14 protein-coding genes and 3 tRNA genes are annotated in these 16592 nt (G+C 50.1%); 15 read left to right on the forward strand and 2 right to left on the reverse strand.

The window, feature by feature from the left end:
- The 6 genes from ACJ67_RS00925 to ACJ67_RS00950 all read left to right on the forward strand — a co-directional run bounded on the left by ACJ67_RS00925 (position 1) and on the right by ACJ67_RS00950 (position 6257).
- A complete protein-coding gene (locus ACJ67_RS00925) occupies positions 1-645 on the forward strand; it encodes a type 4a pilus biogenesis protein PilO (RefSeq protein ID WP_049637495.1) in 645 nt (214 codons plus the stop codon).
- A complete protein-coding gene (locus tag ACJ67_RS00930; protein ID WP_197080636.1) occupies positions 645-1172 on the forward strand; it encodes a pilus assembly protein PilP in 528 nt (175 codons plus the stop codon). Before ACJ67_RS00925 ends, ACJ67_RS00930 begins: the two co-directional genes overlap by 1 nt.
- Positions 1169-3424 carry a type IV pilus secretin family protein gene (pilQ, locus tag ACJ67_RS00935; RefSeq protein WP_049637497.1) on the forward strand — a complete coding sequence of 752 codons (2256 nt, stop codon included), beginning with the start codon at positions 1169-1171 and terminating at the stop codon, positions 3422-3424. Before ACJ67_RS00930 ends, pilQ begins: the two co-directional genes overlap by 4 nt.
- A gap of 83 nt (positions 3425-3507) precedes the next feature.
- Positions 3508-4050, forward strand: a complete 543-nt coding sequence (locus tag ACJ67_RS00940) for a shikimate kinase (RefSeq protein WP_049637498.1) — start codon at positions 3508-3510, stop codon at positions 4048-4050.
- Positions 4038-5117 carry a 3-dehydroquinate synthase gene (aroB, locus tag ACJ67_RS00945; protein WP_049637499.1) on the forward strand — a complete coding sequence of 360 codons (1080 nt, stop codon included), beginning with the start codon at positions 4038-4040 and terminating at the stop codon, positions 5115-5117. The genes ACJ67_RS00940 and aroB overlap by 13 nt, the downstream gene beginning before the upstream one ends.
- A 15-nt stretch (positions 5118-5132) precedes the next feature.
- Positions 5133-6257 carry a deoxyguanosinetriphosphate triphosphohydrolase gene (locus ACJ67_RS00950; protein WP_049637500.1) on the forward strand — a complete coding sequence of 375 codons (1125 nt, stop codon included), beginning with the start codon at positions 5133-5135 and terminating at the stop codon, positions 6255-6257.
- Between the two features lie 77 nt (positions 6258-6334).
- Here ACJ67_RS00950 and dksA read toward each other — a convergent pair whose 3' ends face one another.
- Positions 6335-6757, reverse strand: a complete 423-nt coding sequence (dksA, locus tag ACJ67_RS00955) for an RNA polymerase-binding protein DksA (protein ID WP_018986915.1) — start codon at positions 6755-6757, stop codon at positions 6335-6337.
- 155 nt (positions 6758-6912) lie between these two features.
- Positions 6913-7770, reverse strand: a complete 858-nt coding sequence (gene folD / locus ACJ67_RS00960) for a bifunctional methylenetetrahydrofolate dehydrogenase/methenyltetrahydrofolate cyclohydrolase FolD (protein WP_049637501.1) — start codon at positions 7768-7770, stop codon at positions 6913-6915.
- Between the two features lie 84 nt (positions 7771-7854).
- Here folD and ACJ67_RS00965 point away from each other — a divergent pair.
- The 9 genes from ACJ67_RS00965 (at position 7855) to ACJ67_RS01005 (ending at position 16578) form a co-directional block, all read left to right on the forward strand.
- Positions 7855-7931, forward strand: a tRNA-Pro gene (locus ACJ67_RS00965).
- 39 nt (positions 7932-7970) lie between these two features.
- Positions 7971-8047: transfer RNA gene (locus ACJ67_RS00970), tRNA-Arg, on the forward strand.
- Positions 8048-8062: 15 nt separating this feature from the next.
- Positions 8063-8138, forward strand: a tRNA-His gene (locus tag ACJ67_RS00975).
- Positions 8139-8427: 289 nt separating this feature from the next.
- On the forward strand, positions 8428-9435 hold the full coding sequence (locus ACJ67_RS00980; protein WP_231587215.1) for a GGDEF domain-containing protein: 1008 nt from the start codon (positions 8428-8430) through the stop codon (positions 9433-9435).
- Positions 9436-9556: 121 nt separating this feature from the next.
- On the forward strand, positions 9557-11437 hold the full coding sequence (locus ACJ67_RS00985; protein ID WP_197080637.1) for a type II secretion system protein GspD: 1881 nt from the start codon (positions 9557-9559) through the stop codon (positions 11435-11437).
- Positions 11434-12141 (forward strand): lipopolysaccharide assembly protein LapB, encoded by a 708-nt coding sequence (locus ACJ67_RS14495; RefSeq protein WP_053092871.1) that lies wholly within the window; start codon positions 11434-11436, stop codon positions 12139-12141. The genes ACJ67_RS00985 and ACJ67_RS14495 overlap by 4 nt, the downstream gene beginning before the upstream one ends.
- A gap of 2 nt (positions 12142-12143) precedes the next feature.
- Complete coding sequence (locus tag ACJ67_RS00995; protein WP_049637502.1) at positions 12144-13865, forward strand: GspE/PulE family protein; 1722 nt, start codon at positions 12144-12146, stop codon at positions 13863-13865.
- Entirely contained in the window at positions 13862-15061 is a 1200-nt protein-coding gene (locus tag ACJ67_RS01000) for a type II secretion system F family protein (protein ID WP_049637503.1), read from the forward strand. Before ACJ67_RS00995 ends, ACJ67_RS01000 begins: the two co-directional genes overlap by 4 nt.
- A gap of 23 nt (positions 15062-15084) precedes the next feature.
- Complete coding sequence (locus ACJ67_RS01005; protein WP_231587216.1) at positions 15085-16578, forward strand: hypothetical protein; 1494 nt, start codon at positions 15085-15087, stop codon at positions 16576-16578.
- Positions 16579-16592: the final 14 nt, after the last annotated feature.

Genomic DNA, 16592 nt, shown 5'->3' on the forward strand with positions numbered 1-16592 from the left:
ATGCAACTGTCTGATTTTAATAATATTGATCTCAAAACGGCCGGCAATCTGCCGATGCCAATGAAAGCGGTATTGCTCTCGATTCTGGCAGTGGCGGTGCTGGTGTTGGGCTATGTATTCCTGCTCAGTCCTAATCTCAAAGAACTGAAAGCCGAAAAAGAAAAAGAGCAAGGGTTACGCGATGAGTACATGGCTAAAAAAATACAAGCGGTGAGGATCAAGGCTTATGAGCAGCAGGTTGTTGAGATCCAGCGCACCTTTGGTACTTTGCTCAAACAGCTGCCGGATAAATCCGAGATGGATCGCTTGCTGACAGATATTAACCAGGCAGGCTTGAGTCAGGGCCTTTCGTTTGAAGGCTTTGTGCCTATGCCCGAAATATTCGCCGAGTTTTACGCCGAGAAACCCATCAATATTAAAGTGCTCGGTCACTATCATGAACTGGGGGCGTTTGTGACTGAAGTCGCTAAATTATCCCGTATTGTCACGCTGCATAACTTGCAAATCCAGCCTGCCGGCAAAGAGGACAAGCAACCGCATAAGGATATGCTGGTGATGGAGGCTGTCGCAAAAACCTACCGTTACCTTGACGCAGACGAAGTGGCTGCACGTAAGGCTCAAGAGAGCAAGGCGGGGAAAAAATAATGCGTAAACAGTCCTTGTTTTCTCTGATTCCAATGTTATTGCTGGCAGCCTGCGGAGGCTCACAGGATGGCGATTTGACGCAGTTTATGAATGAAGCAGACCAGACCACGGTTGCCCCGGTAGAGCCCTTGCCGGAAGTGCAAGGATTCTCCCCCAAGCAATACAACGCGGATGGTGTGTTACATGACCCTTTTGTGCCTCGCAAAGCGACGGTGCAAAACACTAATCAGCCTGACTTGAATCGTCCCAAAGAGCCATTAGAGGCGTATCCGCTGGAAAACCTCAAGTTTGTGGGGGTGTTGAGCAAAAAAAATAGCATCTTTGCCACCATACAAACGCCGGACAACATGGTGTATCAAGTGAAGCCAGGCTCGCATCTGGGTGAAAAATTTGGCGTGGTGACGGCGTTAACAGAAAACCGTCAAACATTGAAATACGAATTAAAAGTAAAAGAGACGATTCAAGACCCCGTCAGCGGTGAGTGGTCTCAGCAAATGACAACATTGGAATTGCAGGAACATCAATGATGAAAAAATTAACATACCTTGTAGCCCGCGTGGCATTCTTGTCGGTCGTGTTGGCGGCACCAGCATGGGGTATCGCGGCGGAATTGCCAGCCTCTGCCAACCGGTTGCAAGCCGTTGATGTGACCGCCTTGCCCGGTGGCCGGTTGAATGTGCAGCTGCAATTGTCGCAACCATTAACAACTGCGCCACTCAGCTTCACCTTGAGCAACCCGCCCAGAATTGTCTTTGACCTGCCGAATACGATGAATGCGACGGGAAAGAATGTGTTGCCCGTCAGCCAGGGTGTGTTGAAGTCTGTACAAGTGGCGCAGGCCAGTGACCGTAGCCGCGTCGTGCTGAATCTGTCCAAGCCCGTGCAGCATCAATTGCAGGTGCAAGACCAGGTCTTATTGGTTGCTTTGGCGCAAGAGGGGGCTGACGTTCCTGTTGCGGCTGCCGCTACCGCCGCTAAGCGTTTTGCCGAACCAGAGGCCGCCGCAGCACATAAAATCCAGAAAATAGACTTTGTCCGTGGCAAAAATGGCGAAGGCCGTATTTTGGTAGATTTGTCTGATAGCCGCGTGGGCGTGAATGTGCGCAATGCGGGTAAAACCGTGGTGGTGGATTTTGCCGATACCGAGCTGCCAGAAGAGTTTCAGCGACGCTTGAATGTGGTGAATTTCAATACGCCGGTACTCTATGTGGACGCCTTGCGCCATCATCACCAGGCGCAGATTGTGATTGAGCCTCAAGGGGATTGGGAGCAATCTGCTTACCAGACCGATCGACGCCTGGTAGTGGATATCCGTCCCTTGGTCAAAGACCCGAATAAATTAATCCAGGGATCCAAACAGGGATACGCCGGAGAAAAGCTGTCACTTAATTTTCAGCGTGTGGATGTGCGAGATGTCCTGAAAGTGATTGCTGACTTTACCGGTAAAAATATTGTGGTCAGCGACTCCGTTTCCGGCACTGTCACCATCGGCCTCAAGGACGTGCCATGGGACCAGGCGCTGGATGTCATCATGAAAAGCAAGGGCCTGGATATGCGCGTCAATGGCAGCGTGATTTCGATTGCGCCTGCTGAAGAATTTGCCGCCAAGGAAAAAGCACAGCTGACTGCCGAGGCAGAGCGCGAGACCCTTGAAACACTGCGTACAGAAGTCTTTTCCTTGAAGTACCAGAAAGCCATGGACTTCAGGAACATGTTGCTGGGTGGGGGCACCAGCACCGCTGGCGGTGCTACTTCCGGAACGTCCATGGGGGGCTCCACTGGTAGCGCCGCCGGGCGCATGAACCGCATTCTTTCGCCGCGTGGTAGTGTGACCTTTGATGCGCGTACCAATACGATTTTTGTACAGGACACGCCCAAAAAACTGGAAGAAATTCAGGCGATCATCAATAAGGTTGATGTGCCAGTCAAACAGGTGATGATTGAATCACGCATGGTCATTGCCTCCAATACATTTTCCAAGGCATTAGGCGCGAGATTCGGTATCTCTCAAACCGGCACACCAGGGAGTAACAGCAATCTCTCGATAGGTGGGACGCTGGGTAATAAGGCCACGGCTTTCACTGCGCCCACCACTGCAGGCGGCACCGGAACATTCACACTTGGTAACCAGGGTGGCACGATCCAAAGTGCGACCCTGAATAACTACACTATCAGCTCTAATGGTCAGCCTGACTTGATGTCCAACTTGCCGGTGACAAACGCGTATGGCGGCATAGCGTTGAGTTTGCTGAAATTATCTGCAAACCTGTTGTTAAACTTGGAGCTCTCTGCCCTGGAGGCGGACTCCCGCGGTAAAGTGATTTCCAGTCCTCGTGTGACCACCGCCAACCAGCAAAAGGCCAGGATTGCACAGGGTGTTGAAATTCCTTATCAAAGCGCGACAAGCAGTGGTGCGACCGCCGTCAGTTTTAAAAAGGCTGAATTAAGTCTGGAGGTCACACCACAAATTACACCTGATCAAAGAATTATTATGGATTTGGATGTGCGTAAAGACAGTCGGGGAGAAACTTTGCCTGGTGGGGTGGCTATTAATACCCAAAACGTGCAAACACAAGTGTTGGTCGGTAATGGCGAAACAGTCGTCCTTGGCGGGATTTACGAGCAAGTATCACGTAAAGGGACTGATAAAGTGCCATTCTTTGGTGATCTGCCGGTGGTGGGATACGCCTTCAAGCGTAACACCAAGCAGGAAGATAAAACCGAACTGTTGATTTTCATCACGCCTAAAGTGATGGATGAAACGATTGCCCTCAACTGATTTAGCGCTGACAAACGTGTGCAGTTACTGACAGCCGCCAGGCTTTGCCTTAAAATGCCCAACTGAAACGGTTGGGCTTTTTTATGGGTGCGCAAATACCAAACAACATTTTTTTGATCGGATTGATGGGAGCGGGCAAGACCACCGTTGGCAAATTGATCGCCAAGAATTTAGGTAAGACCTTTTACGATACCGATCATGTGATTGAGCAGCGCACTGGCGTCAAAATCCCCACTATTTTTGAACTGGAAGGTGAGACGGGTTTCCGCAAGCGTGAAACATCTACGCTGGAGGAGCTGACCCAGCAGGACAATATTGTCCTGGCCACGGGTGGTGGTGCCATTATTGCTCCAGAAAACCGTGAAATTCTCAAGAAATATGGCTATGTGATTTACCTGCGGGCAAATGTGAATGAGCTGTATCTGCGTACCCGCAATGATAAAAACCGTCCCTTGTTACAGAATGTAGATGTCAAAGCCAGGCTGGAACAATTGTTTCATGCGCGCAATCCACTCTATACCGAAACCGCAAATCTTATTGTGGATACCGGACATCAACCGGTAGCGGTCATTATCCAGAAAATTGAAAACGCCCTGAAAGCGTTGGAGTCATCATGCAAACCTTAACCGTCAGCCTGGCTGACCGTAGCTATCCTATTCATATCGGCAATCACCTGCTAGGACAGGCCGACCTGATTTTGCCGCATTTAAAACGTAAGCAGGTCGCCATTGTCAGCAATACCACCGTCGCACCCTTGTATATGCAGACAATGGCCCAGCCACTGCGCGACGCCGGCGTCAGCGTCATTGAAATTATTCTGCCCGATGGCGAGGCCTACAAAAACAACGAAACCCTGCAAACCATTTACGATCATTTGCTGCAAAACCGTTGTGAGCGTAACACCACCCTGATTGCATTAGGTGGCGGCGTCATTGGCGACCTGACTGGCTATGCAGCAGCAACATACTTGCGTGGGGTGCCATTTATCCAGGTGCCGACGACATTGCTGTCGCAGGTGGATTCCAGTGTAGGCGGTAAAACGGGTATCAATCACCCGTTGGGCAAGAACATGATAGGTGCCTTTTACCAGCCTAAGCTGGTGTTGGCAGATATCGATACCTTGAAAACGCTGCCACAACGGGAGTTGTCAGCAGGTGTCGCCGAAGTCATCAAATATGGCTTGATTCGCGATGCTGATTTTTTTGACTGGCTGGAAACCAATATGTCCGCACTGATGGCATTGGATCCGGCAGTGGCCAGTTATGCCATTTATCGTTCATGCCAGAATAAGGCTGAAGTGGTGGCAGCGGATGAACACGAACAAGGCGAACGTGCCCTGCTTAATTTGGGCCATACCTTTGGTCATGCGATTGAAAATGCCATGGGTTATGGTGTCTGGTTGCACGGCGAAGCTGTGGCAACCGGTACCGTCATGGCCGCAGATTTGTCGCAACGCATGGGTTGGCTGAATGACGCGCAGATCGCACGTATTAAAACCATTATGCAAGCTGCCAAATTACCTATAAAAGCACCAGATTTGGGTGTGGAGGAGTATTTACGGCTCATGCAACTGGATAAGAAAGTGTCTGATGGACGTATCCGCCTGATTCTGCAACAGGACATTGGCAAGGCAGTGATCACGGCAGACTATGATGCTGAAAAGTTAAAGCAGACGCTGTCACTGGCGGCATAACACAGAAAGCTAAATATGACCTTAGCCCTCTTTGCCGCACATCCAGAACAAACGCGTGGCCGCAAGGTCAGTGAACAAGAGTCGCCTTTGCGCAATGTGTTTCAGCGCGACCGGGACCGTATTATCCATTCCACTGCCTTCCGCCGACTGGAATACAAAACCCAGGTATTTGTGAACCATGAAGGCGACCTGTTTCGCACCCGTTTGACGCATAGCATTGAAGTCGCACAACTTACGCGAGGCATTGCGCGTACCTTGGGTTTGCATGAAGACCTGGCGGAAGCCATTGCGCTGGCGCACGACCTCGGTCATACCCCCTTTGGTCATGCCGGTCAGGATGCGCTCAACCATTGCATGCGTGAGTACGGCGGCTTTGAGCACAACCTGCAATCGTTGCGGGTGGTCGACTTGTTGGAAAACCGGTATGCCAGTTTTGATGGTTTAAATCTCACTTTTGAAGTACGCGAAGGCATCCTCAAGCATTGCTCACGCAAAAATGCACAACTGCTGGGTGATGTCGGCGAACGTTTCCTGCGCGGCGAATCTCCTAGCCTGGAGGCGCAAGTCACCAATTTTGCCGATGAAATCGCCTATAACAACCATGATGTAGATGATGGCTTGCGCTCAGGGTTGATTACGATTCAACAATTGGCTGGCATTCAGTTGTTTGCCGAAAATATGGCAGAGGTCAAGAAACTGTACGGTGAGATAGAAGAAAAGCGCCTCGTGCATGAAACCATACGCCGCATGATTAATGTGCTCGTGGTGGATTTATGCCAGCAAAGCCACCAAGCAATCTCGGCTTTAAATCCTTCCAGCATTGAGGATGTGCGCAAGGCGCCTGATTACCTGGTCGGATTTAGTCAAGCACTGGCTGAAAAGAACCTTGAACTCAAACAGTTTTTGCGTAAGCACCTTTACCAGCATTATCGCGTCAATCGCATGAGCGCCAAAGCGCGCCGCATCATTGAAGAGCTGTTCACGGCTTTTATGGATAACCCTGCCTTATTACCCGATGAGTTCCAGTTAGCCGCTAAACAGGACCAGGCGCGCGCGGTAGCTGATTATATTGCCGGCATGACTGACCGCTATGCGATTCGTGAGCATAAACGCTTGTTTGCCGTAGAAGAAAGCTGGTAGCTAGAAGAGGAATGCTTGGGCGTAATAAAAAAGGCTGCATGACATGCAGCCTTTTTTATTAGAGCGTTTTGGCTAGATTATTTAGCGACTTGTTTTTCGCGCATTTCGTCCAGGGTTTTGCAATCAATGCACAATGTGGCGGTTGGACGTGCTTCTAGGCGTTTGAGGCCAATTTCAATGCCGCAGCCTTCGCAATAACCATAATCTCCGCTATCGATATTACGCAGAGTTTCGTCAATTTTCTTGATCAGCTTACGTTCACGGTCGCGGTTGCGCAACTCAAGGGCCATGTCAGATTCCTGGCTGGCGCGGTCATTCGGGTCTGCAAAGCTGGTGACTTCGTCCTGCATCGTATGCACGGTGCGGTCAATATCATGACTCAGTTCTGCCTTCCAGTCATTCAGGATTTTACGGAAATGATCCTGCTGTTTTTTATTCATGTATTCCTCACCGGCGGCTGGCTGGTAAGGGGTGAAAGATTTGTTAACGGTGTCTGCCATGATGGTTCCAAAGAACGAAACTACTGAATAGTTATTGCCCGTGAGGGGTTGTGTACTGCATTACGTCAATCAACAATCGCGCGAGTTTACACCAGTTTTTACAGGGTTGCAAAGTCTCTTTCGCCTTTTGTGACAACCCTGTTTGTAACGGTAAGTTAAGCCTGCTCCCTAACTTCTAGCGCTTTTAAGGTGTTTTCCATGAGCGTGGCAACAGTCATCGGCCCTACACCGCCTGGAACGGGCGTGATATGGCTCGCACGTTGGCTGGCCACTGCAAAATCCACGTCACCGGTAATTTTTCCATCCGGCAAGCGATTGATGCCGATATCAACGACAACCGCGCCTGGTTTGATCCATTCACCTTTAATCAGGCCAGCCTTACCAGCCGCAGCCACAACCAGGTCTGCCCTGCCAATGTGTCCAGCGAGATCTTTGGTATGTCTATGGCAACTGGTGACGGTGCAGCCTGCCAACAGTAATTCCAGGCCCATAGGACGCCCGACGTGGTTCGAAACGCCAACAACGACCGCATCCAGCCCTTTGAGGGAGATGCCGCTGGCTTGCAGCATTTTAATCACGCCATAAGGTGTGCAGGAACGCAGCAGCGGCTGACGTACTGCCAGGCGACCAATATTGTATGGGTGAAAGCCATCCACATCCTTGGCTGGATCAATCAGGGCAAGAATTTCGGTTTCATCAATATGGTGCGGCAAAGGGGATTGCACCAGAATGCCATCGGTTTCATCGTCAGCATTCAATTGTCTAATCAAGGCAAACAATTCTTCTTGTGACGTGCTGCTCGGTAAATTGTGTGCGACAGAGATAATCCCGACCTTTTCGCAGGCCAGCCGTTTGTTGCGTACATAAATGGCTGAGGCGGCGTCGTCACCAACTAAAATAACCGCCAGGCAAGGGGCACGTTTCCCTGCTTGCAGGCGTTGGTCAATCTTGACTTTGATTTCTTCTAACAGTTGATTGGCAATCTGTTTGCCATCAATAATTTGAGCGCTCATGAGCAAAAAAATTTGTCGTAAAAAAGATAATTTTATCACATCGACATTGACACAAATTCGTAAAATCGGTTATATTTCTGCTTTCGGCGTGTAGCGTAGTCTGGTAGCGCGCCTGCTTTGGGAGCAGGATGTCGGGAGTTCGAATCTCTCCACGCCGACCAGTTTTTCTCTGGATTGCCTGATCGGCATGTAACTACTATCTGCTCGTAGCTCAACTGGATAGAGCACCAGCCTTCTAAGCTGGGGGTTACAGGTTCGATTCCTGTCGGGCAGGCCAAAAACTTTCCCAGTGGTGGCTATAGCTCAGTTGGTAGAGCCCCGGATTGTGATTCCGGTTGTCGTCGGTTCGAGCCCGATTAGCCACCCCATTTACTTATTCTCGTGCTTAAACCCAGATTTTCCATTAGGCGATTTTTAAATCTACTTGAATGCCAACTCGTTCAGTTTGCGTCTTTGTTTGTGCAAATTTTCGGCCAATAGAATGACTATTACCCTCAAATTTGCACAAAAAATCCATCAAACTGCCCTTCGTTATCGTTTCAAGTCCTAATGGAAGTCTGGGTTAAATCCAAAATTGGTCGTTAAAGTGCGCTCTCTTCGTCACTAAGTCCAAATTCTATTTTTGATAAAGTGTGCGAAAACGTATTTGTCTCGCACATGACTACACATCTGGATTTGAACAAATTTATGCAAAGCCTGATAGACCTGACCAAAATCAGGGAAAGTCTCGCTTTGGATCCCGCGTTGTTGTTGCTTATGCAGCACTGGCTTGGCATTTTTGCTGCACAAGCACAGCCCATCAAGATGCAGGTATTATCCAGGCGCCAGCTGGTCTCGGTCATGAATACTCAACATGCAAGTACTGATCCTGCCTTTGAGGCCTTCCCAGTCGAAGTCTATGAAATGTTGCTGAATTATCTGGATCAGGAGCATCGTCAGCATCAATGCCTGGCAACAACGGTGGGTAAATTGCATATTTTTCCGCTTCAACAAAGCATTGCCCACAAAAATGCGATCTTGCTTATTCAGCATGAGGGCCTGGCTAACGAAGCGATAGCGCTGATCGAGCAATGTTTGCAGATGTTCCATTACTATGCCCGCCTGATTATCGAAAATGAGCGCGATGGCTTGACCGGATTGCTCAACCGTAAAACATTTGACCAATGCGTGAGCAAAATCCTGCTCAATGATTACAAGCCGGAATACCGTTTTCCTCTACACCACTACCTGGTGATTTTTGATATTGATTTCTTCAAACGCATTAATGATAACTACGGCCACCTCATTGGCGATGAAGTATTGATCCTGTTATCCCGCTTGATGCAGGAAACCTTTCGCGATGGCGACTTACTATTCCGCTTTGGCGGTGAAGAATTTGTGGGTGTGTTTTCATGCGCTGAACCGCAAGATATCGTGAACTTGCTCGAAAGGTTTAGAGAAGCCCTGGCAGAATATAGCTTCCCGCAAGTTGGCCATGTCACCATCAGTATTGGTTGCTCGCAAATGGCGCTTAATGTATTGCCTAATACCGTGCTGGAACGTGCGGATGAAGCACTTTATTACGCCAAGGAGCATGGTAGAAATCAGATTTGCTACTATGAAACCCTGATTGCGCAGGGTTTGCTTAAAGACAGCGTGATTACGGGCGAAATCGAGTTGTTCTAAATTTTAAAGATGGCAATGCTTGCCAACCCTATTCTCTTCATCATCACGATGATTTGACTTTTGACATTAATTAAAATTAATATATGTTAAAAAATATCAAACATCTAAAGAGGGGGAGTGGATGCGTTTTATTATCATCCTGCTGGTTGGTTTATCGCACTCGGCCTGCGTTAGGCAGCCTGCAGATGTTCTTCCCAATAATGCCTTGCATTTGCCAGAGGCAACCCCTGCCAGCATGCCCCTGGCACCAACTTATCCAGAAGTGGATATTTCAGAGATTGAATCCACGCTTTCGATCAAGCCGCCATTAAAGTCAGCAACACCAACCTTACTGATTAATCTGGTTGTGCATGATGCGCCCGTGCAGGAGGTTTTGTTAGCGCTTGCACGAGAGAGTGGATTGAATATTGATGTCCATCCCGGTTTGCGCGGTAAGGTCACCCTCAATGCCATCCAGCAGTCTGTTCCCTCAATTTTGGCACGTATGTCCAAACAGTTGGACATGTATTACGAATGGGCCAATGGCGTGTGGTCTGTGACGCCGGACATGCCCGTCATCCGCAGCTATAAGCTGAACTGTGTCAATATGAGCCGTGATACCACTGGATATATCGGCGTCGCCAGCGAAATTAACAGTGCTGGCAGGGCGGCCGCGGGCGCCGGGAGTAATAGCGCAGCACAAGTCGCTGTGGTGCAGGGTGGATCCAGTAATAGTTCCAGAACAGCCGTGACGTCACAATCGCGCTATCACTTGTGGGAAAGTATTGTTGAGAATATACAGGCCTTACTGGATGAAACAGATAAGGCTAGTAATGCACGTGATGAAGTGATGGAGGGGACTTCCTCCTTACTGCATTTGGCCGATCAGGCAAGTACGCCATCAGAATCAACACCAAGCTCGCCAGTGCTTGAAAAGACTATTCATCCTGAGAAAACGGAACGGGCACGTGTGCGCTGGCGCGCTTCACGACTAATGACAAATCCCGAAGCCGGCATTTTGACCATCAGGGCGTCGCAAAGCCAACAGGCTCAGGTGCGCTCTTATCTTGAATCGGTGATGCAGGTGGCTGCAAGACAGGTGTTGATCGAAGCCACAATCGTCGAAGTCGAACTCAGTAAAAGCTTCCAGATGGGCATAGACTGGAGCAGACTCTCGGCCTCTGCCCAGCAACGCGGCTGGCAGTTTGCACAATCGCTGGGTAGCGAAGCTGCTCAATTTAATCGGGCCAATGGCAGTTGGGAAAGCAATAACAGCAAAAATGCATTGGGTCAAAATAACGGCAGCGTCGCATTTATGTTGGGGTATTTTAATCCACTGAGTCGTTTGGGTAACCTCGGTGCCAGCGTCACTTTACTTGAGCAGTTTGGCAAGACCCGAGTGTTATCCAGCCCAAAACTGATGGTGTTGAATAATCAGACTGCCATACTCAAAGTGGTCGATAACCTGGTGTATTTCACCATTCAGTCGCAAATCTCACAAAGCAGCAGTAATAGTGGTAGCAATTTGCAGGCAGTGACAACGACCGCAAACACAGTGCCTGTCGGGTTAGTCATGGCTGTCACCGCCCAAATAAATAGCCGTCAACGCGTCAATTTAAACGTCCGACCTACGGTCTCCAAGGTATTACGCTATATCGAAGATCCTAATCCCCAGCTTGGCAGTGGCAGTGCGCGCATCGTTAGCAGTATTCCTGAAATACAAGTGCGTGAAATGGAATCCGTTCTGAATATTGCCAGCGGCAATATCGCTGTGCTGGGAGGCTTGATGCAGGAGGATCAACGTGAATTTACCGACAAGGTGCCAGGTCTGTCCAGGCTGCCTGTGATTGGGCAGGCATTTACCGGTAAGAATCAGGCCGCGAAAAAAACGGAGCTGATTGTTTTTCTGCGGCCGACCGTGATTGGCATGGCAGATGTGAAATCAGGTGACTTGCAGTCATTCCAGCCCTTACTGCCGGAAGCATTGCCGTCGGATTTCGAGATTAATGAGGAGCCATCATGAATCCTGGGCGGCAAATGATGAGTGTCCGCAGTGTTATCAAGCGATTTCACAGGCCACAACCATATCGTGGGGCATTGATACACCGAGAGTCACGGGAGTTTGAAAGCCTGGTGCACGTATTTTTGTGGACCGGCGTTGTGTTATGTGTCTCTCTCGTCTGTCAGCAGACTTACCACTTTTTTGAGGAAAGCAGGCAAGCACCTCAATCAAATCAGCAGCAGAAGTCTCAGCAAACATTAATCACATCAATCGCCCCAATGCCGCCTGCCGACGTCTTGCCGGTAGTGCAAGACAGACAAGCTGGCTTGGTTCAAAGTCTATTCCGTTTCAAGCCGGCCGAAACCAAAGCGCTACCAAGTGTGAACCGACAACCAGAGATAGCAGCTTCAACGAAAGTCACTCAACAGGCCAATCCTCGGGTCTGGCAGCTGGAGGTAACGCGCCTGCATGAAACGAATATAGCGCAGCAACTTGCCAATGCCAAGTATCAACTACAGTCAGGATATTTTGATCTGGCGCGCCAGTCGTTTGAGCAGATTCTGCAGCAAGACCCGCATCATGTCGTTGCCTTGGTGGGTATGTTGGTGGTCATCGATCAACAGGGCGATCTCACCCAGCGCGAAGACTATCTCAGAAGAATACGTCAGGAGATTCCAGATTATGTGCCTGATGATGATCCTCTCCTGTTACAGGTGGCGGATTGAATATGCAGGCGGTTACCGGTCAGGCCCGCTTGGGAGAATGGATGCTGGCAAAAGGCATGATCACGGCTGATCAGCTGGAAATCGCACTCATTGAACAGCATAAAAATCATCTTCTGCTAGGGCAGCAATTGGTCCGGTTGCATTTTGTGACAGATGCAATCATCCGGGATGCATTGGCGCAGCATCATGCGCAGGAGAGCATAGACCTGCATCAGGTCATTCCAGATCACGAGGCGATGGCCATGGTGCCAGAAGCCTTTGCCAAACAACATAAAGTATTGCCGCTACATTTTTCTGCAGACAAAGGCGTCATGCGCATTGCATTTTCTGGGCAAAAGCAGCAACAGATGCTGGAGGAGTTGCGTCGCCTATTGGGAGGAAACATCACGCTTGAATCAGTCCTGGCTACCGAGGCACATCTGGAACAAGCATTAGACAAGTTTTATGGACACAACCTGTCGCTAGATAGCATTTTGCGTGATATTGAGCAGGAGCACGCCACTGGCTTACCCTCAATTCAGCAGGAATCACGGCCTGTCATCAGGCTGGTCAATGCAGTGCTCATTGATGCCGTCAAGCAAGGGGCCTCTGATATTCATTTTGAACCTGAGCTGGCGTTCTTGCGAATTCGGTACCGTATTGATGGCGTGCTATGGCAAATCCGATGCCTGCATGGGCGTTATTGGCCTGCGATGTGTGTGCGGCTCAAGATACTGTGTGGGATGGATATTGCCGAGCAACGTTTGCCCCAGGATGGCAGAGTAGATCTGTTTTTATGTGGACGGCAAATTGATTTCAGGGTATCCAGCCATCCCACATTGCATGGTGAAAATATAGTATTACGCGTGCTGGATCGTGACAAGGCCATCATTCCTTTAGATGGGATGGGTTTGCGTACCCCTCAACTCGAGCAGGTCAAGGCAATGCTTGCCAAACCGGAAGGCTTGCTCATTGTAACAGGCCCTACCGGCAGTGGAAAAACAACGACCCTGTACTCCATGCTGGCGCATCTCAACCACGAGCATGTCAATATCATGACACTTGAGGATCCCGTGGAATATCCTCATCCACTGATGCGGCAAACCTCGGTCAATGCTGCAAATAAGGTGGATTTTATCAATGGTATCCGCGCCATTCTGCGGCAAGACCCAGACATTATCCTGGTCGGTGAAGTGCGCGACGAGTCGACGGCTGCCATGGCCATACGTGCAGCGATGACTGGCCATCTGGTCATGACGACCTTGCATACGAATAGTGCTGCCTCTGCTTTCGCACGCCTGAAAGACCTGGGTGTCAGTTCTCACATGATGGCAGGATGCCTAGTGGGGGTGATTGCCCAACGATTAGTCAGGCAGCTGTGCTTATCTTGCAAGCGGGAAATCGAGACTGATCATGCCCTGATCGAATGGTTGCAGCAAACGACAGCCGCTGGGCAAGCAGAGTCGTGTCGCGTGTTTGAGGCAGTGGGATGTACCCACTGCCGTATGAGTGGTTATCGCGGTAGGTTGGTGATGATGGAAGTATTGGCCATACATAGCGACATGGAATCAATGTTGACGCAATCACTGACGATGGAATGCCTGCAAAATCAGGCGCGGCAGCATGGATATACTACCCTGGCAGAAGAGGGGCTAAGGCTGGTCAGGGCAGGAGAAACCAGTCTGCAGGAATTGCGCCGGATGGTCGACTTAAGCGCCCTCAGCAATCATACAGGGTTGATATGACTTATTATCGATATACTGCGATTGACCAGCTTGGTCGCCAGCAACGTGGCTGTATGGACGTGCCCTCAGAGCAGTCGCTTGTGGAGTGTTTGCAGCAGCAAGAGCTGGAGTTACTGACATACAAGCTTGGGCAACCCTTATTCAGGCGCCAGCCACGTGTAAATAGCGCCGTGTTGATCGTGTTTTGCATACAAATGGAGCAATTGCTACAAGCGGGTGTGCCCCTATTGCAGGCAATCGCCGAGTTGGCGGAACAAAGTGAACATAAAGGCCTGCAGGCAGCATTGCGTATTTTATATCGCGATCTGGAGGCGGGCAGGTTGTTGTCACAAGCATTCCAGGCGCAAGCCAATATATTCCCGCCTTTATTCGGTCAATTGGTCGATGCGGGGGAACGCACGGGTCAGTTATCCGAGATCTTCGGGCATTTGACTCGCACGCTGAGTTGGCAGGCTGAATTGCTGGCCCAAATCCGTCGTGGCCTGACTTATCCTGCGGTGTTGTGTGTCATGGTGGCCGTGGCGGCCTATGTGATGTTGACATTCCTGGTGCCGCAGATGGCCAGCTTTTTGCAAGGCCTCGGTCAGGAGCTGCCTTGGTCCACGCGGTTGCTGCTCACACTTTCAGATGGTGTGATGGCCTATGGCGGCTGGTTGCTACTCGGCATGGTTTTGCTGGTCGGCGCGCTGATCGGGATAGTACGCCAATCTCCCCAAGCGGCATTGTTGCTGGATCAATGTCTACTTAAAATCCCGGTCTTTGGCCGGCTCCTGCATCAGTTGGTATTAGCCCGGTTGTGCCGTTTCCTGGGCTTGATGTACCAGACCGGGATTCCTTTATTGCAGGCGCTAGAGTGGTGTCAGCCCCTATTGCGGCAACGTGTCATGGCACTGGCATTGGCAGAAGTGCATCAGCGCGTACAGGCAGGTGAGAGTCTGACATCCAGCTTCAAAGCCACGCTGCAATTTCCACCATTAATGTTACGTATGCTCAGTGTCGGTGAAACGACAGGTGCGCTGGATCGTATGCTGTTGCAGTTGGCTACCTTTTACGACATGGAGGTACAGTCACAGCTGCAAACCCTGTTGCGTTTACTGGAGCCCGCGCTCACTATCAGCCTGGGCCTGATGTTATTGTTTTTGATGGCAGCCGTGATGCTGCCAGTGTATGACAGCTTTTCAAGTCTGCGCTATTAATGATGATGGCTAAGCATCGGTTTTTGATCCTCATTGATCAAGAAACAGGTGTGCATATCGCCCATTTTTCCGGGCAGGAGATGCTGGCGTTGCGGGCATGTGATCTCGCTAACGAGGGAAGTCGCCTGGCTTTGCTGCGCTGGTATCAACAGTTTCCGCAGGCAAGGATTATATGTTTAAGCAATCTTGCGGATGAGCAATATCACGTCGAAACTCTACCCCATGTACGTGGCGCCGCCGGACGCCAGTTCTTGTTGCGCAAGTTGGCTGCCTGGCCTTTTGCACAAGGATTGCATACGGTATTCCGCCTGAATAGCGTGAAAACCCTGCGCAAGGAAGATCGCTTTCTGTTCGCAGCCATTTTCTATCCGACATTGTCAGCTTGGCTACCGGAGTTACAAAGGCAATCGCTTGGTATTGAGGGTGTGTATACGCAGGCGCTGACGTTGGCCTGTTGGTTACCGGCATTGCCAAAAGGAGTGGTGCACCGCTTATGCATCCAGTGCAGGCCACAGCAGGTGCGAATGAGTTATTTGCAGCAACAGCGCTTGTTTTTTAGCCGTCTGATTTCTTTGCCGCGAGAGGGGTTTTCTGATCTGGATCTCCAGTTTGAGCGCATTGCCCAAGAGGCTAATCAAACCCTTATGACACTCACTCATCAGCGGTGGATACAGGCAGCGGATGTGGTACAGATAGTCTGGGTGGGTGAAGTGCCAGATGATGTGGGAGAGGTAAAAAAGTATTTGCCATCTCACTATTTATGGGTATGTATCCCTGCACTTGAATTATCGCGTCAGTCAGGTGGCAATCCAGCGCCAGAAGCCCTGGACGCGATGGATTGGGCCGCCATGCAATCTATCTTGCAAAGAGATAATTTTTTGCCCAATTTAGCCCCCGAGGAAGCTTTGCGGCCTGGGCACATCGCTCGTTTGAAGCGTCAGTTACATTGGGCAGGTATTGCCATGACCGGTTTGATGTTGTTGGCGGGTTGGGTGGGGGTGCAGGCTACGCAACACGATTTGCTGCAAGCAGAACAACTCAACCATCGTCTACAAGGCTTAAAGTCAACCCAGCCTGTCAGTGAGATGAGCCCTGCCCAGTTGCCACGATTGCGTGCATTAACGCAGACCGTGCAAACCTTAGAGGCTTCAGCGCGCTTGCCAGATGATGCATTGCTTTTACTACACAGCACCGTGGCGGATATCTCTCACTGGCAACTGACCGCCCTGGAATGGGAGGCGAATTGGTCAATGGATTCACCTGACGATGGTAAAGATGACCATCAAGCACTGCTAACGACATGGATAACCACGGAATTCAATCATCAGGCACAGGCAGAGTGGCAGCAGTTATACAAAAGCTTGCAGAGCCTGCCAGGGATTGAAAAGGTAGAAGTGGTCCGTCCCTCTGATGCCTATGCTTCACCTCGGCAGGGCGACACTCGTCAAATGCCTTCGGCAGACAAGGTCATACTTAAATTGTATTTAAAGCGTACTCAGGAAATGGCGCAATCGTAATGTCGGGTTTCTAT

This window comes from Methylophilus sp. TWE2 (assembly GCF_001183865.1).
Lineage (GTDB): Bacteria > Pseudomonadota > Gammaproteobacteria > Burkholderiales > Methylophilaceae > Methylophilus.